The organism is Ktedonobacter racemifer DSM 44963, assembly GCF_000178855.1.
GTDB lineage: Bacteria > Chloroflexota > Ktedonobacteria > Ktedonobacterales > Ktedonobacteraceae > Ktedonobacter > Ktedonobacter racemifer.
Map to the genome: position 1 here is coordinate 1,673,637 of NZ_ADVG01000004.1, position 22,918 is coordinate 1,696,554.

Sequence of the window (22,918 nt, forward strand, 5' to 3'; positions counted from 1 at the left end):
AAAACATTCAGATAGGCATTCAGTATAGACGAATGAGAGAAAATCCGCTATACTCTTCTCAAGGTAACTCACGGCATAATATAGATTATGCCGTGAGCTGGGTCAGAGCGGGGAGCAGGTGTGAGCACAACCTCATCACAATCATGGTCACCCCTCGCCAGAATCAGCGTCAAAAACTCACGGCATAACTTTTTGAAAGGATTTCAACGGCATGGAATCAACTTCCTCAGCCATCATTCAGCCCTTCCCTGGCCAGGATGCCAACGTCTGGATTACAGCTTATCGCGACGAAGTGCTCGCCAGTCGAGACCCCTCGACCATCGAGGCCTATACCCGCGTCCTACGTAAGTATGTGACCTGGCTCGCCCAACGACCAGGCAACTATCAGCAATTCCATCCCCAGGAGATCACTCGCACCTCCATCGAGTTTTTCCTGGCCACCCTCTCCAGCTCCAGCGCAAAAAAGCAGGCCAAGGCAGCCCTCTCTGGTTTTTGCACCTGGTTGCAAGAAGAGAAGCAGTTGCTTGACCGTAATCCTACACACGGGGTCTCCGTCCCTGCGCAGGCATTACTTGCACCACGCGAACTCTCCGAAGATCAGCGCTACGTGCTCGCGAATCTCATTGAGCGCGAAGCCGATCTGCGCGGCAAGGCCGTCTTCGCTCTTGGGTACTGGGCAGGCTGCCGGGTCAGTGACGTCTCCTGGCTCCTGCGTGACCAGGTGCATGTGAATGGGAAAGCCGGGTGGATGACCGTCGGGCATAAAGGCGGCAAGACACGCACCATTGATCTGACCAACGGCGCTCGGCGCCCGCTCCATGAATACCTGGAGCAGGGAACACGCAAGGAGAGTGCCTATGTCTTTACCAGCCAGCGTGCCAAGAAACGCTTGAGTGCTGGAGAGGTTGACGGCTGGCGCTGGAGCGAGGACGGTATCCACCAGTGGTGGCAGCAGGTAAAAACGCTGGCACGCGCGGCCGAGCACGAACTGATCGCCGATATCACCTTTCATGATTTGCGCCATGACTTTGCCCATCGCGCGCGGGCTGCTGGGTGGAGCCTGGAGGAAGTGGCCTACTACCTGGGCCATATTACAAAAGCCGGGACGCCTGCCATCCAGACCACTATTCGTTATGTCCAGGTCAGTCGCGACCAAGTCAAGAAGAAGCTCAAAGATATAAAAGGATAGCACACGAGGGAGCATAAGATGGAATGGAACAGATCATGGAAGCACTAGAGCGAGGGTGGTCGCCAAACGACTACAAGAGCTCTTTTTACAACTGGCACCTGATTCATGAGGACGAATGGCGCCGCATCGCGCGTGGCTATTTATCGAACCTTTGTAAAGCAGAAGCATGCACAGCTGCGCCGGGAGGAGCAAGGACGTTTTGGTGATCTTCCCCCAATGGGTAATCGTATGAGTACCCACGCTTGTTGCAAGCTCACACAAAGAAAATGAATGCTCTCTCCATTTTACTTGAGAGACATTTATTCGTCTTTACTAAGAGATGATCCACATGGTTGAAGAAGGAGTAGGTTCAGCTATGCGGGCGAGCAAGGTTCGATCCCTTGGATAATGTTACTTGGTCTGGGTCTGGTGATACTCCTACAAAGTGTTGTTCGTATGGTTGTCATGGAAGATGAGGAGGGAAAATCAATGGGAAAGGTAAAACATCAACTCAAGCTGTTTGTTTTCTCGATCATTGAAACAGTCCTAGCTATCCAGATCAATATTGTCAGTTCGGTACTCTCCCCGTCTAACTGAGTCTATTGCTTCTCACATGGCTCATCTTGGTGGAAACGGTATACAAGCAGGAACATCACAATCAACCGTGCGATGTTCCTGCTTGTTAACTATTTTTGAGACTTTCTCTCACATGTGTAACAGGCCCCTGATGGTAGTAAGCGCGATGAGTTGACAGATTTTCGGGCGAAGCGTGATCAATCAGCGCGAAGAGTGAACAATTCAACTCTTCTGTCTGGAAATATGGCTCTGAAAGCTCGTTTACCACTTTCGTCGGTGTAAATTCATGAGCAAATTTTGCTTGAATTGTGAGCAGAAGCGCTTACCCTTCGGCCCAGTTTTGGGCTGAAAGGAGCGAGTCTTGCCACGCCAGCCTGCTACTGAAGACTGACTATAACAGGCAAATTCGCACGCGAATTTACAGAAACGGTCTAAGACGCCCCGCCTCTCAAGCGGGTTTCCCCTCGTCAATAGTTGAACTGATCACTCTTCGCACCGATTGATCACGCTTCACCCGAAAATCTGACCACTCTTAGCACTTACTACCATGTGCTCAACGAGCATTCCTTCCGGCAGGGAAAACAAGGATGTCCCTTCCATCATGACCTCATTCTTGGTGATGAAAGACGCTTCTGGAAAGGACTATATCACTGTTTCCCAATGGCGATCCAGACAAGCGAACAGTAAGCCCCCGAAGTGGACAAGAGCCATTAAACTGGTCGTTTTTCCAACAATTATCCTGGTTAGCAAGCGATACCAAGCACTCTGTCCACCAGGATACTGTTGGGATTTACAACCACAGGGCAACTCGGCGTAGCATAGCAGTTCCCATATGCCCACTAAGGTCAAGCAAAAAGATCCAGGCGTACTCGCACCTGCTCCAGCAACGCCCCATAATCTAATGACGTCGGGTCGGTCATATCCAGCGTAATCACCTCGCCGCCGATGTCCATAGAGGGATGATAGCCACGCAGGATGGCCTCTGGCTTGGTTATGGTCAATCTGTGGTCACGATGGCAGGGATGCCGATCAGGAGTCCCTGTACGGGCCAGGAAGCGTTGCATGATGACCTCGCCGTCGCCACCACACACGATCTGCAACGGCACAAAGTTGTGTTGGGCCTTGAGAGCCAGGAACTCTGGTGTCGAGCGTTCCGGTCGTGACAGAGTGGCCTCAACGATCAGCGAGAGACCAGCATCGAGGAGGATACCTGCCATATAGTAGGTGAGCTGAAAGCTCGCTGGATTCAACTGCGGGTGCCTGGTCTCCGGTTGCATCTCCAGTGCGTCGTAGAGCGTTTCCATCATGCCATCGCGGTGGAGGACGGGGAGATGCAGGTCGCCAGCTAAGCGTTGGGCGAGCGTGGTTTTGCCCACGCCTGAAGGGCCAGAGACAATAATGAGGTGAGGGGTGGACATAAGCTTGCTCCTGACAAGTGATTTTCAAGGTCATCTTCCTGTTGTGAAATGATAACACAGCAATTTCAGACGGAGCAAATTTTTACCCTTATGGTGGGCATCGCGTTTGTAAATCCTACCATTACCACAGTGAAAATCCAACAATTATCCTGGTGGATAGGGTGCTTGGTACCGCTTGCCTACCAGGATAATTGTTGGAAAAACGACCAGTTTAATGGTAGGGTAGGGGGCCGGCGAGGCACTGCTATCTTCCTTAGACCTGCCTGTATCGTTACAGGTGGTATCGCCGGACAGCCCTTTTCCGACCTCCCCCCTCCGAACCGTGCTTGCACGTTTTCGCGCACACGGCTCTCCAATTTCCTGTAGCTTCTTGAAGAGCTTTTTCGCATTTCGCGTACCCATTTCAAGTCCTTACAGTACTCTCTGCCGCCCTTCGTCATGTCCTGGGCATTACCCCAGGTCTTTGGCGTAGGGTAAGAGGCCAAGTCCCGATTACTCGGGAGCATCAACCCCTCCCCTCCGAACTTAACGTGCACCCTTTCGATGCATTAAGCTCTCCAGAGGCCCGTGTCTTTTCAACACCGCTCCCATAGCGGTCTTATGACACATCCATGTCAACCGCCACTTTTGAGTCTGGCCTCCTGCGACCCTTTGTCTCCCACATGGGGAAACTCCTATGGCCGCTCCGTTACCCTGCTCCTTACGGAGTTTAGGCAATCCCTCAGTTCCATCAAATGTCTCAGTCTGTACGTAGGTGCCCATTTCGTCATTTCCCTCTCCGTGAGGGCTGGCTCCAACGAGAGCTTGCAGAGAAAATAGTACCGTTCCCCTGCACGTTGGACACAGGCGATTATCCCGTTCCTGTGGGCTGCCGCATTTCCGCCGTGACTTGGATTCAGCCAATCAAGACTTCACCATATACAGCTTCACTTGACTTCCCTCTGGCTCCTGGGACTGGAGCTTCACCAGCATTTTGCACGACATGCTATTTTCCCCTCACGCCTTTCGGGTGAAGGTGTCCCCGCTCTCGTAAGAGAGCGAGTAAGTCGCTGTGTTACTCACCTTGCTCTAGTGAGCTTACCCCGACGGGTAAGAGAGACATTTGTGACACAAAGGCGCACTACTATGGCGGCTCCGTCGCCATGAGGGTCTCCCCTTGTAGGCGATCCCGCATTTATGCGTGTCAAACGTTCAGTGTGGTTAGGTGCTCTGTTCGCTTCCTTCAACCACTTCATTGGTGGTCGCTTACCGGAGAGAGCCTCCCGCTATCCCAACACGTCACGGTTATTGGGGGTTTTTGCATATCCCCCCGAAATGGTGCACTCGGCTTCATTTTAGGCATGTCCTTCGTTCATACGTGCTCTTCTTTCATGAGAACAGAAGCCGCAGAGGAGGGTTTCTCCGTTTGTCCCCCTCTCAAATCCTCTCAGAGACGAAATCATGACAGAAGAGAACCGCTTCCAAAGACCCACGCTCACCACACGCGCGAATCTTGCTCTTGTTTCTGACATCTCCTAAACAAGCAACTTTGGGGTTGCTTATTGTGGTTTTTTCTGGTATACTCTCAATAGGCAATCTGAGAGTTGCCTATTGAGTAACACACAAGAGCATCTTGTTTCACGAGAGAGAGAGGAAACCCAATGCCTTTTGCTGATCGTATCGAACGAACCATGGTCTTGCCTGCCCAGCGCCAGCGTGTCTGGGAGGCCATCACGAAACCTGAACAGCTTGCCCACTGGTTTGGAGTGGTGAGTGACATGGATTTTCGCGTCGGCGGTGCCATCCAACTTCGCTGGGAAAATAAACCTTGTCCTTATTCTGGCACGATCGAGGTGATCGAGCCAACCCAGCGTTTTGCCTTTCGCTGGCCTTCCTACGCGATTGCTCACCCCGAGATCACATTTGACATCGTACCCAGCACACGGGTGGAAATTACCTTAGAAGAGCAGGCCGAAGGGACGCTTCTCACGCTGGTTGAGTCGGGGTTTGCTTCCCAGCCTCAGTCTGTTCCGGCAGAGGAACTCTATCGCGGCAACCAGGATGGCTGGCAGGAGTGCCTGAACGGGTTGCGTGCGTACCTGCAGAGCCAGGAAGTCGTGGAGTGACGGATCCGGTCCGAGGAAGTTTGTATGGCGTGTTGGAGGTGATCGATACGAGCATCTCGCGAAGACGGAGAGGAGAAACAGGTGATGACTGATGAACAGGCGCAGCGCGTCTTTCTGGCGCTCGCTGATCCCACGCGTCGTCTGTTGCTGCAACACTTGTGCGAAGAAGGCTCAGGGACAGCAGCAGGCTTCGCCACCCGTTTGCCCATCACGCGTCAAGCCATCATCAAGCACCTGGTGACCTTAGAGCAGGCAGGTCTCGTGACAGCCCGCGAGATGGGTCGGGAGCGGCGGTATGTGCCACGGCCAGAGGCGCTCTCGACCGTCACGACCTGGATTGGAGAAATTGAAGCCCAATGGGATCGGCGTCTGGCTGCCCTGCGGAGCTATCTGCTTGAGGAACCGGGCACACCATCCGCGCAGGTGACAGATCAGAGCGCCAGGGAGGAGTAAGCTCCTTGGTACAGAGATCCACCCTTTCATTTCGAGGGGCGAAGCCCCTCGAGAAGATCACGAGACTGCGCGAACGTTGTATGAGAACACGCTGATTTCTCTGATGCAACTCATCTGGATATTGTCCGTCGTTTTGCTCAAACATTTGTTATATGAACAAAAGCAGATCTGGTCAACTAGATAACCAGAAAAGGGACAAAAGAAGTGTGTCTCTTTATGAAAGGATTGAGCCATGAATAATCCAAATTACACTGATTCTTTTCTTGTCGATCAATCTCCCGCAGAAGTCTTTGCAGCGGTGAACAATGTTCGCGGCTGGTGGGCAGGAGAAATAAACGGGAGTACCGATAAACTCGGCGCGGAGTTTACCTACCGCTACAAGGATATTCACTACAGCACGCAGAAGATCATTGAATTGGTGCCGGAGAAAAAGATTGTTTGGCACGTCCTGGATAGCCAGCTTACCTTCGTCGAAGAGCAAGACGAGTGGACAGACACGCATATTGTCTTTGAGATTACCAGGAAGGATGACAAAACCGAACTTCTCTTTACGCATGTCGGCCTGGTTCCTACCTTCGCGTGTTACAAAAACTGTTCAGGTGCCTGGGGATCTTTAATCACCGAGAGCTTATACGACCTCATTACCACCGGCAAAGGGTACCTCGCACAGGGGAAAGGGTTAGATTAAGGCTGATCTGTCAACCTAAATAGATTACCGGTCTTGAATGGTAAATCCCACCATGAAACTGCTGTTCTGGTAGAACTATTCTGGTAGTCCGCTCTACCCCTGAAGTGGCCTCATAGGCCAGTGTATAAGAATTACCTTTACCAGAATAATGGTGCTCGCGTGAGCCGTTTCTTGGTGGGATTTACAAGAGGGATCGGAAAGAAGGAGTAACAATCGTATGAATATCACAGGCAAAACCATTTTGATCACAGGCACCAATCGCGGCCTTGGAAAGGCACTGGTTGAGGAAGCCTTGAGGAGAGGCGCGAAGCGGGTGTATGCCGGTGCGCGTGTCCCAATGGCACATTCCGATCAGCGCGTCACGCCTTTGACCCTGGACATCACAAACGCGGCCCAGATTCAGGAAGCGGTCGAGAAGGTTGAATCGCTTGATATCCTCATCAACAATGCCAGTATCGTGCGATCTTTCGACGTGAGCGATCGGAGCGCGATCCAAGAGCATCTCGCCGTCATCTTCTTCGGCACATACGACCTGACCCAGGCCTTCCTGCCGCTCCTCACTCGTGCTCGGGGCGCCATCGTCAATGTCCTCTCCCTGGCGGCCCTGGCGGCCTTGCCGGTCGTTCCGCCCTACTCAATCGCCAAGGCAGCCGCGTTCAGCCTGACCCAATCACTCCGCGCGCTGCTGGCTGGACAGGGTGTCAGCGTTCATGCCGTCCTCCCCGGACCCATCGATACCGAGATGTCCCGATACCTGGACATACCGAAAGCCTCTCCAGCGTCCGTCGCACGAGCTCTCTTCGACGGAGTGGAGACGGGAGAGGAAGAAATCTTTCCCGACCCCATGTCTGAGGCCCTGGCAGAGGGCTGGCGCAGCGGTGCGATCAAGGAGCTTGAGCGCCAGAATGCGACCCTCGTAGCGGAATCGGAGGGTAAGGCATGAGCACATTGCAAGGTCGTCGGACGAGACAACGAGAGCATTCATCGGACAGCCCTCACAAGATCGGATCGAATAACCGGACGACCAGAAAAAGAGAGAACTGTGTTGTGTCTTCATGGAAAGAGTGAGCCAGAAATGGATGGAGTAAAGGAGAGAAACCATGACCAATCATAAGACCGGAACCCGTGAGGAGTGGCTTGCGGCCCGGCTGGAGTTGCTGGAGGAAGAGAAGGCGCTGACGCGGCGCGGCGACGAACTGGCGCGGCGGCGGCGGGCGCTGCCCTGGGTTCGCATCGACAAGCCGTACCGCTTCGAGACAGACGAGGGTGCGGCGTCCCTCGTCGATCTCTTCAGAGGACGCTCGCAACTGCTCATCTATCACTTTATGTTCGGGCCCGATTATACGGCAGGATGTCCGTCCTGCTCGGCGATCGCGGACGGCTTCAACGGCTCCGTCGTCCACCTCGCCAATCATGACGTGACGCTCTGCGCGGTGTCGCGGGCACAGCTTTCGAAACTGCAGGCGTACAAGCAGCGCATGGGTTGGAGCTTCCCCTGGGCGTCGTCGTTCGGCAGCGACTTCAACTACGACTTCCAGGCGGCGTACACCGAGGAGCAGCAACAGTCAGGAGCCGTCGAGTACAACTTCCGCACGATGGACGTGCGGCCATCACCCCAGGATGGCCAGCCGAACCCGATAGCCGAGATCGCAGCGGGTGTTGGTACGGATTTGGCGACGTATACGCGGGAAGTACCGGGTATGAGCGCATTCGCGCTTGAGGATGGTGTCGTCTACCACATCTACTCGGCGTTCGCGCGCGGGCTGGACAGCCTCTGGGGCATGTACCAGTGGCTCGATCGGGCGCCACTCGGGCGCAACGAGAACCTGTTCGTAGGTACCGGCGACCTGCGCGCCAGTGTCTGGTACCGCCGCCACGACGAGTACAAAAGCTAGTCCTATCATGGACACGCGTATGAACGCCAGCGCGGGACCGGGCACCCATCGGTCCCGCGCTCCCGTCATCTGTGGGGATGCGAGCCCCGGATAATCTCGTGACCTAAGACAAGAGGAAAAGGAAGCACACATGAGTTTGCAACGAGAACGTACTTTCATCCTGGCGGGGCTCGTGATCCTGGCCGCCGCGTCGTGGGCAGTTCTCATCTGGCAGTCGAGCATGATGAAGAGTATGGGCATGGGTTTGACCATGGGTATGGGAGCCACGTTGTTCCTAGCGATCTGGGTCGTGATGATGGTCGCGATGATGTTTCCCGCGACAGCCACGATGAACCTGGCGTTCGCACGAGTCCAGCGTGAGAGGCCGAGTTCCAGGCGACTCTCTGTGTCTCTCTGGATCTTCGTGGGCGCATACCTGCTGGTCTGGACGCTCTTCGGCGTGTTCGCGTATCTCGGCGCGCTCGCCGCCTCGGGGTTGGCGGGGGAGATCCCCTGGATCATGCTGAACGCGGCCCGGATTAGTGGCGGTATCCTGGTGCTGGCCGGGCTCTACCAGCTGACCCCCCTCAAACGGGTCTGCCTGGCAACATGCTGCACGCCTCTGAATTTCATCCATGACAGGTGGCATGACGGTTCCACGGGCGCCTTTCGGATGGGCCTTGAGCACGGCATCTATTGCCTGGGATCGAACTGGCTGCTCTTTGTCCTCCTCTTCCCCCTGGGCATCATGAATATCGCAGCGATGGCAGGGCTTACCGTTGTGATATTCGCCGAAAAAATGGTTCCTCGAGGGGAGCGCATTGCTCAGGGAGTGGGCCTGGCCCTGATCCTCTCTGGCATGCTCGTGATGATCGTGCCCGCTGCGCTCCTTCTGAATGGAACAGGGATGTAATGCTTGTACGCAATGTCGAGAGGAGAATAGAGCACCCGACTCGTGACTGGAGCACCTCTCTCTCTTTTCTTCAGGAGGCTTGTGATGAAGCGATTTGAAAACAAAGTGGCGGTGGTGACGGGAGGCAATAGTGGCATAGGGCTCGCCACAGCGAAACGGCTTCACGAAGAAGGAGCCAGAGTTGCCATTGTGGGACGCAACGCACAGACGCTTGAGGAAGCCACCAGGACCATTGGCGATGGGGTGCTTGCGGTGCAGGCCGATGTGGCGAAGCTCTCGGAAATTGATCGGCTCTATCAAACGGTCACGCAGGAACTTGGCCGCATTGACGTGCTGTTCGTCAATGCTGGCGTGGGCAAGTTTGCTACGCTGATAGACACGTCGGAGAGTTTGTATGACGAGTTGTTCGCGATCAACACGAAAGGGGCGTACTTCACACTCGCGAAGGCGATTCCCTATCTGAACGACGGGGCTTCAATCATCCTGATCGCTTTGGCTCCCATCAACCCACCCTGGCGGAGGCCGAGGACGAGCGCCTACAGTGAGGCCAAGGCGGCGTTACGAGCCGTGGCCCAGACAGCAGCGGTCGAGTTGGCTCCGCAGGGCATTCGTGTCAACCTGGTCAGCCCAGGCCCAACCCTGACCCCCATTTACCAACAAGCTGGATTGTCGAAGGAGAAGACGGAGGACCGCCTGAAGCAGATAAGCACGACGGTGCCGCTTTCGCGGCTTGGGAAGCCGGAAGAAGTGGCAAGCGTGGTGGCCTTCTTGGCATCATCCGATGCATCCTATATTACGGGCGAGGAGATTCACATAGACGGAGGAAGGGGTAGTGTCATCTCTCAACACTTTTTAGGTAACCGCGAGCGACACTCGCAAGGGGTGTCGCTACGCGGGGCCAACGAGTTGTGCAACAAGATAAGCTCAAGCAAAGTAGAGAGGGAAAGAGGCACCTCCAGGATACATGCAAAATTCGATCAGCGAGAATCTTTGTTCTCATTTTTCAGGCAATTTGGCTGTGTGCAAAACGGTCGTTTTTTGTACGGCTCAAAAAGAGGGAAAAAGAAGGATCGGGGCCGAATTGAGCGCTACGATGGGCAACAAGAAAGGGGCAGTATAACCTGCCCCCCGCTCCGCTGCATGGCTCTGTGCGGAGCGTTCTTATTGGTGACACTCGCCGCGCTCGCGAATGCTCCTTGAGCCGCTCCCTTGGGATCAACCTACCGTAGTGGTAGGAGGTACTTCCAGGCAAGGTATACCTCTGCCTGCCCAGGGTCAACAGCATGGCTCACTTTTGGTATAGCAGGCGCTACAAACACATCTCTCAAGACCTTACCGCTCGCGCTTGCGGCGCTTGCTCTGGCTCTCTAAAAGCGTGTTCAGCCGCGCAATCTCGGCCTCCTGGTCGGCTAGGTGCTCCTCTAACATGGCATTCCTGCCTTTGAGATAAGTTGCTTCTGCCTCAGCGGCGTTACGCTGCACCTCTAACAGTTTGCACTGTTGCAGGAGGGTCGCCCGCTCAGATAGCCAACGGTCGCGGCTCGCATGCGGGTCCGAGGCTGGCAGGAAATACTCGCCTGCAATGAGGCGGGCTATCTCGGCTTCCTGCTTCTTCCGCTTTCGATGGGCACGCTGGCGGCATTTATCTGAGCAGTATTCCCGCTCTCGGTGTCCACCCTTGGCCCTGGGGGTAGCCTCTTCCCTATGTGGTTTTTTTTGCATATCCCCCCGAAACGAGTACATCGTTTCGGGGGGATATGCAAAAAAAACCACATAGGGAAAGATTTCTTTGACGCCACCTGTCCTTGTTCTCTTCAGAAGGCTTGTAGGGTCCAAGCTAGCTTGGACCCATACGCACCAACTTAAGGATCGAGGACCCAGCCCGTCGATCTCCGCTGGAGGAGTTGGGTGGAATTGGGATGCTTTTTGCGCTTGTTCATTTGACAGCCTGAACGCATGCGATGTTGGATGCTTTGGAAGGCAGAGTCAAGTGAGCCGTTGCCTGCCAGAGCTTCGAGGAGAGAACAAGCCGCATCGCGAACGACCTGGGCCAGCTTGACCAAGCTGCGCTGTTCATCTTGCCAGGCGAACAGAATGACGAGCCAGTGTTGCAGAAGCAGCCCAATGAGCTTGGCATACAGTTCACAGAGGATTCGCCACGGATTTTCCGTTCGCCAGTCATCAATTCGTCCGTACTGCTTCCATAATTTGTAAAGCAGCTCCATCTGCCACCGCTCTCGTAGGAGCACCAGAGCTTCCTGCAAACTGAGCAGGTGAGCAGGAGCATCGGTGAGCAAGATTGTCCAATCGGCGAGTTCCCAGGCCCTTTGCCGAAGCGGGCGGTTTCGTCGCAACGCCTCTGTTTCCAGATCGGCGCGTCGCCGCTTGGCTACTTCCTCGGGAACCCGGATGATGAGCAAGCGCATCAGATAGCGGTGCTCATCGGCAACCCTCACCCAAAGTTCTTTCGTCTGTCCTACCTGGCGCGGAAGCAGGGGGTCCAACTTCAGTGGTTTGCCCTCCACCGTCCAATACAGGGTTCTGGCTTGAGCGCGAGTCAGCGTGTAACTACCAGCCGCTCGCCGGGCTGCAATGCTTCCCCAGTCCAGGTATCCCAGATCCGCGATATATAAACTGCCAGCGGGCAGTAGTTCCTCTTTCAAAGGGCTGGACCGATCACTTGTGCGGCCGGGGGTGAGCTTTGGCCCTTGCAGGCCCCCTCGCTTTAATTCCCAGCGCACATGGAGTTTGACTGCCGCGTGACCTTCTCCAGGCGCTCCACCGCAGCCTTGCCAGCAGGTAACCAACTCATTTGGCAGCGCGACAGTACTGCTGTCTTCGAGCATGATTGCTTCAAATCGGTTCACCAATTCCAGAGGCACTTGCCGATCCGCCTCCACGACAACACCAGTCATCTCCTCCAAAATGGCATGCAGGAAATGGGCACATGCTTGGGTGAAGCGCTTGTGGACCGCCGTATCTGTCACCTCTATCTCCCGAAGCGTCGCCACTGATGCTAGCGTCTCCAGACTGGCCTCAGGATGGCTTAGCCAGCCAAAGACCAGCGTTTGAAGCAGATCGGCTCCGCTGAATTTTCTCTGCCGTTCAATACAACCGGTTTCGCGAGCTAACAAATTGGCTCGGTCCTCCAGGATGTGTTTCAAAGACTGCTCGACTTGTGCTACATTTGTCATGATATGGCTCCTTCTGTTCTCGATATCGGGGTTTTCTTTCTGATATCATCGCAGATGGAGCCGATCTTTACCTCATCCTTTCTTAAGTTGGTGCGTATGGGTCCAAGCTAGCTTGGACCCTACAAGTAAAGGTGCTTATTTAGGGGAATATGCCCTGTTTGTAATCGCTCAGGATCTCGTTGGCCGCTCGTGAACCCTCCTGAGCCCCTCCTTCCATGAAGCCCTGGTAATTGATGGAGCAGTGTTCGCCGCCGAAGTGGATCTTGCCCTGGCGCGCCTTCTCGTATCCGCTAAAGAGGGTGTACTGGCCGACGCGCCAGCAGGAGTAGCTGCCGAGTAGATTGGGATCACCGGTAGGATAGCTCAAGGTCGCTTTGCCGGTATAGTGAGGACTGATGCCGGGCCATACTTTCTCCAGTTGCGCCAGAAAGGTTTGAGCGTAATCCTGAATCTTGGGGTCGCTGCTGGTAGAGTAGGGCGAGGCCGGGTTATACGCGGCGCCGACATTACCGCCCGTGTAATCAACAATGATGCCCGTCGCTCCAGGCTGGGCGCGCGTCACATCCCAGGTATTCTGGATGCCTACGTCCGTATAGATATTGCCATTGCTGACCCCCGGCCAGGCCCCGGTACTGTTCCAGTAGCGCGTATCAAACTGCAGCTGGAGCTTGGAGTTCGTGCCATAGCCAAGCTGGGTAATGGCCGTTTTCTTGAGGCTGTCAAAACCAGCCTGGCTGTAGTTTAGCGTACGTAGGACGCTGAACGGCAGGGTCAGGATCACACGGTCGTAGGTGGCCGTTTGAGTACCTGTGGGTGATGAGAGCGTCAACGTAATGCTGCCATCGGCGTTGGTCGTGATCACCGTCATACGCGTATTGAGCTTCACTGAACCGGTGGGGAGCGCGTTGGCGATAGCCGCTGGAAGCTGCTCGTTCCCTCCTACGATGTGGTAGCGCTCATTGGATTTGCCAAAGATGCTGAAATTACCCGGTGTGGCCTGGTAGCCAAGTAGATACACCAGGTTGAGAGAGCTTTGATCTCTGGTCTCGCGCCCATACTCGATGTTGTAGGCCACATCCAGTAGCTGCCCCATATTGGAGGCGTGGCCACCAGTCACATATTGCTCAATCCAATCGTAGACACTGGTATTGTCGAGCTGTTGCCCAAAGGCGGTGTAGCTATTGTAGAGCGTGGGAAAGGGAGCCTGCTGGACCTGTCCCTGCAAGACATTATGAACCTGCTGGAAGTCACTATCCGCCTGTGATTGGGAATAATACTTGCCAAAGAAATAATAGGTATCTTCTGAGCCGTTAGGCTGGGCGGACAACAGGTCGGCCGTTTGCAGGTTAAAACGCTGAGTGAGTTGCAGGATGGTCTTGTGTGAGCTATCGATCAGCTCAGCGCACCACTCGCTGGTCTGTCCATTCGCCCAGGTTGTGGTGTTGGAGTGCATGCGTCCACCGACGCGGGAAGAGGCTTCAAATACAGTAGAGACATAGCCAGCATCCTGGAGCGTCAGGGCGGCATTCAGGCCTGCGACACCACCACCAATGATGGCGATGCGTGGCGAGCCTACGATATGAGAACCCGGAGTACTGGTCGCGTGCGCCCTGGGAATGGCAATATCAGCGAGCGCCAGGCCCGCGACGACAGCGCCTGAGCCTTTGAGAAATTGGCGGCGGTTCAGGTCTGCTCGTCGCTGCCGACGTACCTCATCGACAGAGACTCCTCTGTCTGAGGCCTCCGCATGTTCACTGGCAAGCCGTTGTAGCGCGCGTATGAGGGGAGTTCGAGCCATACATAGAATCCTTTCTGTATTGCCCTTAATGTATTAATCGAGGTTGAAAATAAAGTCATACTCTGAACCTATGGGATTCCCGCGTGCGTGCAATCGCATCTCTCCATGCACGTTTTTGTAGATGCCAGTCCCACCGGTGATAGCGAGTATGGAGTCGGCGCCGCTATCGTAATAAGGGCCCTCAACCGTAATTTGTCCTCCAGCGAGCAATGTGGTCCAGTTGCATTCGTAAGCTGTCCCTACCACTGTGCGTATACAATTTCCGTTATCGTTGCCGACCTTGTGTGTATCGGCGGCATCAAAGACGGGATTGGCGAAAGGGAGTAGGTCGCCCACCGAGTCGCCCTTGGGACCGACATCCACAACAGTATCCGTGATGGCGTGTTCAACGACGTGTACAACTCTGCCATGTTCAACTGGTGCTGCCTGGACATCCGTGTGTAGTGATGTCAAGCTAACAGCGGCAATAACAAGAGCTAAAAGCGTGGCAATAGAAACGGGGATAAAAAACTTTCTCATCTTGCATCTCCTTGGACGATAATAGATAGGACGGCACTGTACCTACCTGGGATAAAAGCTCTTTACTTGAGCACGTGAAGGGATGAGCCTGAGAACCGGGCGCGTGGTCATAGTGCGAGCAAGAGTGTAGAGACAGAGCCATACACATTGGACGTTCCAGATAGACCTGTCTCTATAGAACAGTATAGAGAAGAAAATCGAAGAAAAACAGTGGTACAAGCGATAAATTCATAGTGCGCTTTTTATCCAGGCGAGATAGCATTATCTATAAAAAGAGTTGAAAATCAGCGCATTGTAGGGTCTATGCCGGCATGGACCCTACACGATTCATGTGCGTCCTTCTAGTCAAGATAAATGCTCACGATAAGCGACAGGCTGAGATTGGATATACTCTTGCGCGAGCATACCACGGAAAAGGCTACCCCACTGAGGCGGTTACCTGCTGGCTCAACTACGCCTTCCAGGCCTTCCACCTCTATCGCGTTATCGCCATTGCCGACTGCGAGAATCACGCCTCTTATGCTCTGATGGAACGCCTTGGTATGCGCCACGAGGGCCACTTTATCCAAACGGAGCAAAATCCCAAAACAACAAAGTACCTGCAAGAGGTGGAAATAAAAAAGAGCAAGGTTGGAGAAGTTTTGCGCCTCCTTCTCTGCTAGAATGTTCCTTGCCGAGCACAGACGTGCCAGCTCCTCTCCTGAGTGGAGAGGGGCATGACTCACGCACGCTCATGGACTTCCGTTCTGACTCGACAGAGAAGAAAGTAAAAGAGGTAGAAAATATGATTAACGGAATAATCGCGACGGTAGTGTTCGTCCGAGACCTGGCCAGCTGTACGACGTTTTATCGAGATACGTTCAAACTTCCGTATATGGGGAGCGACGCCAATTCTTCCACTTTCCTTCTGCAAGAACGGCACCTGATCCTGCTCTCGATCTCAGGTGCCGCAGACCTGCTGGGCGCGGATCTCAATACGTTCAAGATCGATGGAGCTCCTCGCGTCGTTCTGGCTGCCAGTGTTGAGGATGTCGACGCCGCATATGAGGCGCTCAAAGTAGAGGGTGTCACATTCCTCAGACCCCCAACTGACCAGTCCTGGGGGCTGCGCACGGCACACTTTGCCGATCCAGAAGGCAACCTCTGGGAGATCAACCAACCTATAGAAACAAAGACAGAGGGATAGGCGAAGCCATTCTGTGGCTATCGCGCCAATTGCTCTCATTGTACTCTCTTTACAGAGAACGTGGCGATTCATCCCCGGTCATTTGATGCCGGGGATGAATCGCCACCCTCAGCGTGCGAGAAGAGAACAGGAGAAAACATGCCAAAAGAACTTGTGTTCTTCCGGTCTCTCTGGTACAATAGACGCACGATGATTGATCGCACGTGTGCGTCCAAAGGAGGAGCGGAAGTGCCCAAGAAATGCCAGGGACCGAGAAAGCAGAAAGAGCAGCAGGAGAAACGGCCTGCGACCCCCACCTTTCTGCTCGAGTTGCCTCTGGTCGTCGATCCAGGACAAGCCGTCCGCCTGCGCGCCCACCTGGAAGCCGCTCGTCAGCTCTACAATGCCATCCTCTCTGAAGGCCAAACGCGTTTGAGGCGCATGCGGGCTGATCCCGCCTGGCAAGAGGCCCGCGCCCTTCCTCGCACCCACAAGGCGGAGCGAGCAGCGGCCTTCTCTGCCTTGCGTAAGACGTATGGTTTCACCGAAGCGGCCTTGCATGAAGCGGTCAAAGGACTGCGCGTGGGCTGGATTGCCGAACACATCGAGGCCGTGCTGGCGCAAACGCTGGCCACACGCGCCTACCGCGCCCTCAACCGGGTATGCCTGGGCAAGGCCAAACGGGTCCGCTTCAAGAGCCGAGGACGTGGCTTCTCCAGCATCGAGAACAAACGCAACGATACGAGTCTCCGCTTTGTCCTGCTGCCGCCAGAAGCCGGAAACGCAGGGTATCTGCTCTGGAACGGAGACCAGCTGCCTGCCCTCATCGACTGGAAGGATGAGGTGGTGACCCATGGTCTGGGGCACCGGATCAAGTATGCCCGCCTCATCTAACGCCCCGCCAGCAGCTCCAGAGCGGCTGGTGCCGATGCGCAGGGCGATCGCTACGTTGTCCAACTGGCACTGGAAGGCAAGCCCCACCACAAACCCAAGCACACGATTGGCAAGAGCATCGTAGGAGGAGATCTGGGACCCTCGAGCCTGGCTGTTGTTCCCCAGGAAGGGGAGGCACGCCTGGAGGTGTTCTGTGCCGAACTGGCTCCTGAGGCCTGTGCCATCCGTCGCCTGCAGCGGCAGATGGATCGGCAGAGGCGAGCGGCCAATCCTGAGCACTATGACGAGAAGGGGCGCATCAAAAAGCAGGGCAAGCAGAAACTGCGGTGGAAGCAGAGCAAGGGCTACCAGGCCACCAGACGGCGCAAGGCGAGCAAAGAGCGCAGGCTGGCTGCCCACCGCAAGAGCCTGCATGGGCGCAAGGTGCATGAAGTCGTGGCGATGGGTAATACCGTCATTCTCGAAAAGATTTCCTACAAGGCGTGGCAGAAGCAGTTTGGCAAGAGCGTGGGACTGCGAGCACCAGGGATGTTTGTGGAACTGTTGAGACGCACCGTTGCAAGCACGGGCGGCACCCTGATCGAGGTCTCCACACGCAAGACGGCGCTGAGCCAATGGTGCCATGGCTGTGGCAGACGGGTCAAGAAGCCCCTCTCCCAGCGCTGGCACCAGTGCACATGTGGCGTGGGTCCCGTCCAACGAGACCTGTATTCGGCGTTTCTTGCCGCCTACCTTGATCCAGCAGACCCCATTCCCTCGTGTGCCCGATACCAGGGGTATTGGGAGGGTGCGGAGGCGCGCCTGCGGGCAGCACACGAGCGTCTCACACAACGCGCGAAAGAGGGGCAGATCTTGCCCCGAAGCTTTGGCATCTCCAGAGCCAGAGCGCGTCTGCCGAAAAGTCTGAGTGGACCCACACAAGAGCCAGCGTTCCTTGCCCAAGCAGGGAGGCTGGAAGCGTGGACGGAACGCTCAGAACCCCCGCTGCTTTCGCACGGGGAGTCTTCAGCAGTGGACTCAGACCTCCAGGCGATACCAGTGGCGGGCGTTGGCGCGCCAGAGCTTCTCGCGAGCTGTGGTCGAGAGCTCGCTTGTCAGGGCGTCGAGGGTCTCGACCCAGCGCGTATAGGAGCTGGCCAGGAGCATGACTGGCCAGTCGCTGCCAAATAAGACGCGCTCTTCACCAAATGCGTTGAGGGCATCGTGTATGTAGGGTTTGATATCATTGGGTTTCCAGGTGCTGTGGTTGGCCTCAGTCACCACACCGCTGATCTTGCAGGCCACGTTGGGGTGCCGCGCAAGCTCGTTTAGTTGCTTACGCCATGGTTCGCGTTCTCCCCTGGCAATGGCGGGCTTCCCCAGGTGGTCGAGTATAAAGCGTATCTGAGGACAGCGCTCTACCAGCTGGGTGACCTCTGGAAGCTGCTCATGACGAATGCAGAGATCGAATGAGAGACCATAGTCTGCCAGGAGCTGAACCCCTTCGAGAAAGTTCGGCAAGAGGCAGAAGCCAAGGGCCTCACCCTGAACGTTACGCCGCACACCCTTGATCAAGGGGCCAAGCGTGGTAAGGACCTGTAAGTGTTGCGTGGCTCCTGCTCCAAGTTCGAGGGGAGCAGCGGCTACAATTCCTTGCAGCCACTTATCCTGTTGTGCCAACTCTACTACCCAGGAGGCCTCGGCGAGTGCCTGAGCTGGCTCAACCCCTGTCTCGACGAAGACAAAGGCCTCTACCGCTTGTATGCTGGTAGCCTGGGTAAATTCAGCGAGGCCATAGTTCTGGTCAAGCGTGGCATCCCCTGCCAGCCAGGAACGTTCAAGATGGTCACGTTGCCAGAGGTGGACATGGGTGTCTATGAGAGCGAAATCAGGCATGGGTGACATCCTTTACCTTCAGCCAGAGTTCTTCTGGAATGGAATACTGGGCCAGGGCCAGCGTCTGCTCCAGGCGTTCGGGTTTGGAGATACCGACGATAGTAGAGGTAACCCGTGGATCGCGCAGGGAGAACTGAAGTGCCAGCGCCGCCAGCGGTACATCATATCCCTGGCAGAGCTTTTCCAGGGCGAATGCCTGCTTGAGCATGGCCTCTGACGCCTGCCCATACATATAGCGTGGGTAGGCTGAAGGTCCCTTGGCCAGGATGCCCGAGCCATAGGGGGCGGCATTGACGGCGGCGACTCCATGCGCCTGGCAGGTATCCCAGAAGGGTGAGGCCTCTCGCTCCAGCAGAGTGTAGCGATTGTGCGAGATCGCGACGCTGAAGAGGTCGGTCTCTACAAATCGGGTCATCATATCGATGGGGCCGCCCGCGATACCAATATGTTCTATTACTCCCTCGGCCTGAAGCTGACGCATAACCTCGACGGGTCCGCCAGGGGCCATGGACGCCTCAAAGCCGATATGTTCTGGATCATGCAGATAGCAGAGTTGTAGGCGTTCTACACCGAGCAGGCACAGGCTGCGCTCCACGCTACGGCGTATCTGTGCTCCGCTGAAATCACCTGTGGTCAGGTCACGATCAGACTTACTGGCGAGCACAAAGCCAGGAGGCAAGCCGCCAAGCTCGCGTAGGACGAGGCCAATGCGGCGCTCGCTCTCGCCATCACCATAGGCGGCGGCGGTATCCACAAAGGAAATGGGGCCGGCGAAGATGGCGCGAATAGTGGTGAGGGCCTGTTCCTCGCTCACTGCGTAATCAAATGTTTCGGGCATATTACCCAGTTCGGCGCAGCCAATGCAGAGCGCGGGCACCTGTAAACCTGTTTTTCCCAGTGGGCGTAGTGTAAGCGCGTTTCCCATGGTGTCTCCTATGAACGCAGCGTGCAAAACAATTTTAGCCATTTGATTGCATAAATATAAATATATAATAACTACCTGGCAGTTCCTACTTGGCAGTCCAGCCGCCATCAATGACCAGGGCGCTTCCGGTGACGAAGGCCGCCTCCTCTGAGGCCAGGTAGAGCGCGGCGGAGGCGATTTCGTCTGGGCGTCCCATGCGTCCAATTGGTTGGCGCGCGTGGAGCGACTGGCGTACCTCATCCTCGCGTCCGGGGAAGTTGCGCTGGAGATAGCCTTCTACGAAGGGAGAATGGACGGTGCCGGGACAAATAGCGTTGCAGCGAATGCCCTGTTGCACGAAATCAACAGCGATGCTGCGAGTCAGCGAGAGCACCGCGCCCTTGCTCGCCGAGTAGGGAAGGCGCTGTTCAACGCCGATCTGGGCCGCGACCGAGGAGATATTAATGATCGTGCCGCCCTTTGGCTCCTGCTTGAGCATCTGGCGCACCGCCTCACGCGCGCAGCGGAAGACGCCCCCGGCATTGACGTTCATCACGCGCTCCCAATCCTCGTCGCTAGTCTCCAGAATCGTACCCACATGACTGATGCCCGCATTGTTCACGGAGATATCGATACGACCATACTGCCTGGCGATAGCCGCGAAGGCCTCCTGTACCTGGGAAGTGTTGGCCACATCTAGCTCCTGTGGCTGAGCTTGCCCACCCTCGGCCTTGATATCCGCCGCGACCCGCTCAGCAGCATCCAGGCGGAGATCAGCGATGATGACCTGCGCGCCCTGTTTGGCGAACAAGCGCGCAATGGCCTCGCCAATGCCAGAACCTGCCCCTGTAATAAAGGCGACTTTATTGTGTAACGAAAACATCCTTGCCTCCTCTTAATGTGTTGGTTGATCATCCAGCAGGCGGCGCTTGACCTCCTGACGGTAAGCCTGGTAGACGGAATCAATGTGTTGCTGCATGGCGAGAGCTGCCTCTTCTCCCTGGCCGTTACGTAAGGCCTCAAAGATCGCTATATGTTGCTGTGCAGACTCGCGTAAAGAGCCAGGATAGCCGCCTACCGCCAGTTTGACGGCCCAGCGCTGCAAGCTAATAACATTCTTGATCGTCTCGATGAAAAAGGGATTATGTGTGGCCTGGGCAATGGCCTGGTGGAACTGATTGTCGCTGAGAATAAACGTATCGCGCTGCTCTCCTTCAGCGGCCCGCCAGTTCTCAGCGATCAGGCGCTCCAGTTCGCGGAGTTCAGCCAGGGTGATATGTGTAGCAGCCAGGCGTGTGGTAAGCATCTCTTGTTGGCCGCGAAACTCGAAAAGCGCCTGTACCTGGTCTGGTTCGACAGCGAGTGAGAGATGCAGGGTGCCAGGGGTCTGGCCCGCGACATACACACCGAAGCCCTTGCGTACCCCGACCAGGCCTGTGGCTGTGAGATATTTGACTGCCTCACGGACCACGCTACGACTCACACCGAAACGCTCGCCCAGGGCCTGCTCCGTAGGAAGGCGCTCGCCAGATTTGAGTCTGGAGGCCACAATAAAATTAATGATATGTTCCGCAACCTGTTGATATTGGGGGCGATAGGCCGTCTCCAACCCTGGCCCTCCAGCATTCTCTTCCGCTAGCACGTCGCTGCTCCTCACCCGCTATAGCAAACATCCATATTAGTGGTGAATTCACGTAGTTAGGACTCTGCTCACCCGAGAAAGTCCATGCTTGCATGGACCATAAGTATGACTTATATTATTGATAATGACAGATATATTGAAATAAGTATAACATAAGTGGCGAGATTTGCTAAGTGGATAATGAATACCCTCTGTGCCACTTTGCTCACTTGACAGTCCAGTATGAGCATGGTATACCCTTTTATGTGTCCTAAAAAAGGAGCGAAAGGCCGTGAGATACAAAAATCAGGGCTTTATCCTGGCCTGGCGCTAGTAAGCAAGTACGCTTTGTGTGTAGGGGCCAGTAGAAATATATCATACTTATTTTTGGCTTCTTGTCTGTAACATGCTATCTGTTAGATATCGCGTTTATGAAGGAGTGTGCGCTTTGGCAATAAAGATCACAGCTATTCAGGTCCACGATGTGCGTTTTCCCACTTCGCGGAGCCTGGACGGCTCAGATGCGATGAACAAAGATCCCGACTACTCGGCTGCTTATGTCGTGTTGCGCACCGACGAACCCACCGGTCTGGAGGGCCATGGGATGACCTTCACCATTGGCCGGGGTACCGAGGTCGTGGTGGCCGCGATCCAGGCCCTTGCTTACCTGGTAGAAGGGCATGCACTGGAAGAGTTCACTGCCGATATGGGGGCCTTCTGGCGCTATATTACGGGTGACAGCCAGTTGCGTTGGATCGGACCAGAGAAGGGGGTTATTCATCTGGCGACCGCCGCGCTGGTCAATGCGGTCTGGGATCTATGGGCCAAGGTCGAGGGAAAACCTCTCTGGAAGCTGGTCACGGATATGACGCCTGAGGAGCTGGTACGCTGCATTGATTTTCGCTATATTACCGATCTTTTAACGCCTGAAGAGGCGCTTGAATTGTTGCAGCGCCAGGCTCCAGGGAAGGCCGAACGTGAGGCCGAGTTGCTGAGTAAGGGTTATCCCGCCTACACAACCTCGGCAGGCTGGTCGGGATATAGTGATGAGCATATGCGCAATCTGTGCCGCACTGCTCTGGCGGAGGGCTGGACACGCTTTAAGCTCAAGGTTGGCGTGAGTCCCGAGGACGACGCTCGGCGGGCGCGCATCATGCGCGAAGAGATTGGCCCGCAGAACCTTATGATGATGGATGCGAACCAGGTCTGGGAGGTCGACGAGGCTATAGAGCATATGCGAGACCTGGCACAATTCCAACCCTGGTGGATCGAGGAGCCAACCAGCCCGGACGATATTCTAGGGCATGCCAGGATCGCTCAGGCGCTCGCACCCATCCATGTCGCGACAGGCGAGCATGTACAGAACCGCATCGTTTTCAAGCAACTGTTGCAGGCTGGCGCGATTGGCGTTTGCCAGATTGATGCCTGTCGGCTCGGTGGGGTCAATGAAGTGCTAGCTGTGCTCCTGATGGCAGCCAAATGTGGGGTCGCGGTCTGTCCACACGCGGGCGGCGTAGGCCTATGTGAATATGTGCAGCACCTCGCCATGCTGGATTATATCGCTATTAGTGGCACTATAGAGCAGCGAATGCTGGAATATGCTGCGCACCTGCATGAGCACTTTTTGTACCCGGTTCGCCTGCAAGGTGGACACTATCTCGTCCCCACTGAGCCGGGCTATAGCATTGAGATGCGCCCAGAGTCATTACAAGAGTACCGTTATCCATCTGGTCCTGCCTGGGCCAGGTAACGG

Annotated in this window: 20 protein-coding genes and 1 pseudogene; 12 read left to right on the forward strand and 9 right to left on the reverse strand. The window is 55.4% G+C overall.

Features of this window, described 5'->3' with window-relative positions; translation table 11 throughout:
* The first annotated feature begins 211 nt into the window (after positions 1–211).
* A complete protein-coding gene (locus tag KRAC_RS48970; RefSeq protein ID WP_007920098.1) occupies positions 212–1,189 on the forward strand; it encodes a tyrosine-type recombinase/integrase in 978 nt (325 codons plus the stop codon).
* Positions 1,190–2,589: 1,400 nt separating this feature from the next.
* Here KRAC_RS48970 and KRAC_RS48980 read toward each other — a convergent pair.
* Positions 2,590–3,162 (reverse strand): P-loop nucleotide/nucleoside kinase family protein, encoded by a 573-nt coding sequence (locus KRAC_RS48980; protein ID WP_007920104.1) that lies wholly within the window; start codon positions 3,160–3,162, stop codon positions 2,590–2,592.
* Between the two features lie 1,640 nt (positions 3,163–4,802).
* Between KRAC_RS48980 and KRAC_RS48990 the strand changes: the two genes are divergently transcribed.
* From KRAC_RS48990 to KRAC_RS49020, 7 genes are all read left to right on the forward strand, one after another.
* The gene (locus KRAC_RS48990) at positions 4,803–5,267 is read left to right on the forward strand and encodes an SRPBCC domain-containing protein (RefSeq protein ID WP_007920106.1); all 465 of its coding nucleotides are present in this window, start codon (positions 4,803–4,805) and stop codon (positions 5,265–5,267) included.
* Between the two features lie 84 nt (positions 5,268–5,351).
* Entirely contained in the window at positions 5,352–5,720 is a 369-nt protein-coding gene (locus tag KRAC_RS48995) for an ArsR/SmtB family transcription factor (RefSeq protein WP_007920108.1), read from the forward strand.
* A 232-nt stretch (positions 5,721–5,952) separates the two neighbouring features.
* Positions 5,953–6,408: an SRPBCC family protein gene (locus KRAC_RS49000; RefSeq protein WP_007920109.1), complete on the forward strand. Its 456-nt coding sequence runs from the start codon at positions 5,953–5,955 to the stop codon at positions 6,406–6,408.
* A gap of 217 nt (positions 6,409–6,625) precedes the next feature.
* Positions 6,626–7,351 carry an SDR family NAD(P)-dependent oxidoreductase gene (locus KRAC_RS49005; protein WP_007920111.1) on the forward strand — a complete coding sequence of 242 codons (726 nt, stop codon included), beginning with the start codon at positions 6,626–6,628 and terminating at the stop codon, positions 7,349–7,351.
* Positions 7,352–7,508: 157 nt separating this feature from the next.
* Complete coding sequence (locus KRAC_RS49010) at positions 7,509–8,303, forward strand: DUF899 domain-containing protein (RefSeq protein WP_007920113.1); 795 nt, start codon at positions 7,509–7,511, stop codon at positions 8,301–8,303.
* Positions 8,304–8,433: 130 nt separating this feature from the next.
* A complete protein-coding gene (locus KRAC_RS49015; protein ID WP_007920115.1) occupies positions 8,434–9,195 on the forward strand; it encodes a DUF2182 domain-containing protein in 762 nt (253 codons plus the stop codon).
* Between the two features lie 84 nt (positions 9,196–9,279).
* Positions 9,280–10,395, forward strand: a complete 1,116-nt coding sequence (locus KRAC_RS49020) for an SDR family oxidoreductase (protein WP_007920117.1) — start codon at positions 9,280–9,282, stop codon at positions 10,393–10,395.
* Positions 10,396–10,527: 132 nt separating this feature from the next.
* Here the strand turns inward: KRAC_RS49020 and KRAC_RS49025 are convergent, their stop codons facing one another.
* From KRAC_RS49025 to KRAC_RS49040, 4 genes are all read right to left on the reverse strand, one after another.
* Complete coding sequence (locus KRAC_RS49025; RefSeq protein ID WP_157508014.1) at positions 10,528–10,917, reverse strand: hypothetical protein; 390 nt, start codon at positions 10,915–10,917, stop codon at positions 10,528–10,530.
* Positions 10,918–11,057: 140 nt separating this feature from the next.
* Complete coding sequence (locus tag KRAC_RS49030; RefSeq protein ID WP_007920122.1) at positions 11,058–12,389, reverse strand: IS4 family transposase; 1,332 nt, start codon at positions 12,387–12,389, stop codon at positions 11,058–11,060.
* Between the two features lie 139 nt (positions 12,390–12,528).
* Positions 12,529–14,187, reverse strand: coding sequence for an FAD-dependent oxidoreductase (locus KRAC_RS49035; RefSeq protein ID WP_007920124.1), 1,659 nt, complete (start codon positions 14,185–14,187; stop codon positions 12,529–12,531).
* 33 nt (positions 14,188–14,220) lie between these two features.
* The gene (locus tag KRAC_RS49040) at positions 14,221–14,706 is read right to left on the reverse strand and encodes an allene oxide cyclase family protein (protein WP_007920126.1); all 486 of its coding nucleotides are present in this window, start codon (positions 14,704–14,706) and stop codon (positions 14,221–14,223) included.
* 311 nt (positions 14,707–15,017) lie between these two features.
* Between KRAC_RS49040 and KRAC_RS77400 the strand changes: the two genes are divergently transcribed.
* The 3 genes and pseudogenes from KRAC_RS77400 to KRAC_RS67985 form a co-directional block, all read left to right on the forward strand.
* Positions 15,018–15,368 carry a GNAT family N-acetyltransferase gene (locus tag KRAC_RS77400; RefSeq protein WP_244422540.1) on the forward strand — a complete coding sequence of 117 codons (351 nt, stop codon included), beginning with the start codon at positions 15,018–15,020 and terminating at the stop codon, positions 15,366–15,368.
* Between the two features lie 122 nt (positions 15,369–15,490).
* Complete coding sequence (locus KRAC_RS49050) at positions 15,491–15,892, forward strand: VOC family protein (RefSeq protein WP_040447391.1); 402 nt, start codon at positions 15,491–15,493, stop codon at positions 15,890–15,892.
* A gap of 228 nt (positions 15,893–16,120) precedes the next feature.
* Positions 16,121–17,755, forward strand: a pseudogene (locus KRAC_RS67985) (nuclease/transposase family protein); the annotation flags it as partial.
* Positions 17,756–17,782: 27 nt separating this feature from the next.
* Here the strand turns inward: KRAC_RS67985 and KRAC_RS49060 are convergent.
* The 4 genes from KRAC_RS49060 to KRAC_RS78840 form a co-directional block, all read right to left on the reverse strand.
* A complete protein-coding gene (locus KRAC_RS49060) occupies positions 17,783–18,640 on the reverse strand; it encodes an amidohydrolase family protein (protein WP_007920129.1) in 858 nt (285 codons plus the stop codon).
* Positions 18,633–19,565, reverse strand: coding sequence for an aldo/keto reductase (locus KRAC_RS49065; protein WP_007920131.1), 933 nt, complete (start codon positions 19,563–19,565; stop codon positions 18,633–18,635). The genes KRAC_RS49060 and KRAC_RS49065 overlap by 8 nt, the downstream gene beginning before the upstream one ends.
* An 85-nt stretch (positions 19,566–19,650) precedes the next feature.
* A complete protein-coding gene (locus KRAC_RS49070; protein ID WP_007920133.1) occupies positions 19,651–20,427 on the reverse strand; it encodes an SDR family NAD(P)-dependent oxidoreductase in 777 nt (258 codons plus the stop codon).
* A gap of 12 nt (positions 20,428–20,439) precedes the next feature.
* Positions 20,440–21,186: a FadR/GntR family transcriptional regulator gene (locus KRAC_RS78840; protein WP_007920135.1), complete on the reverse strand. Its 747-nt coding sequence runs from the start codon at positions 21,184–21,186 to the stop codon at positions 20,440–20,442.
* Positions 21,187–21,613: 427 nt separating this feature from the next.
* On the opposite strand from KRAC_RS78840, the gene KRAC_RS49080 reads away from it, so the two are divergent.
* Complete coding sequence (locus KRAC_RS49080) at positions 21,614–22,915, forward strand: L-fuconate dehydratase (RefSeq protein ID WP_007920136.1); 1,302 nt, start codon at positions 21,614–21,616, stop codon at positions 22,913–22,915.
* Positions 22,916–22,918 lie beyond the last annotated feature (3 nt).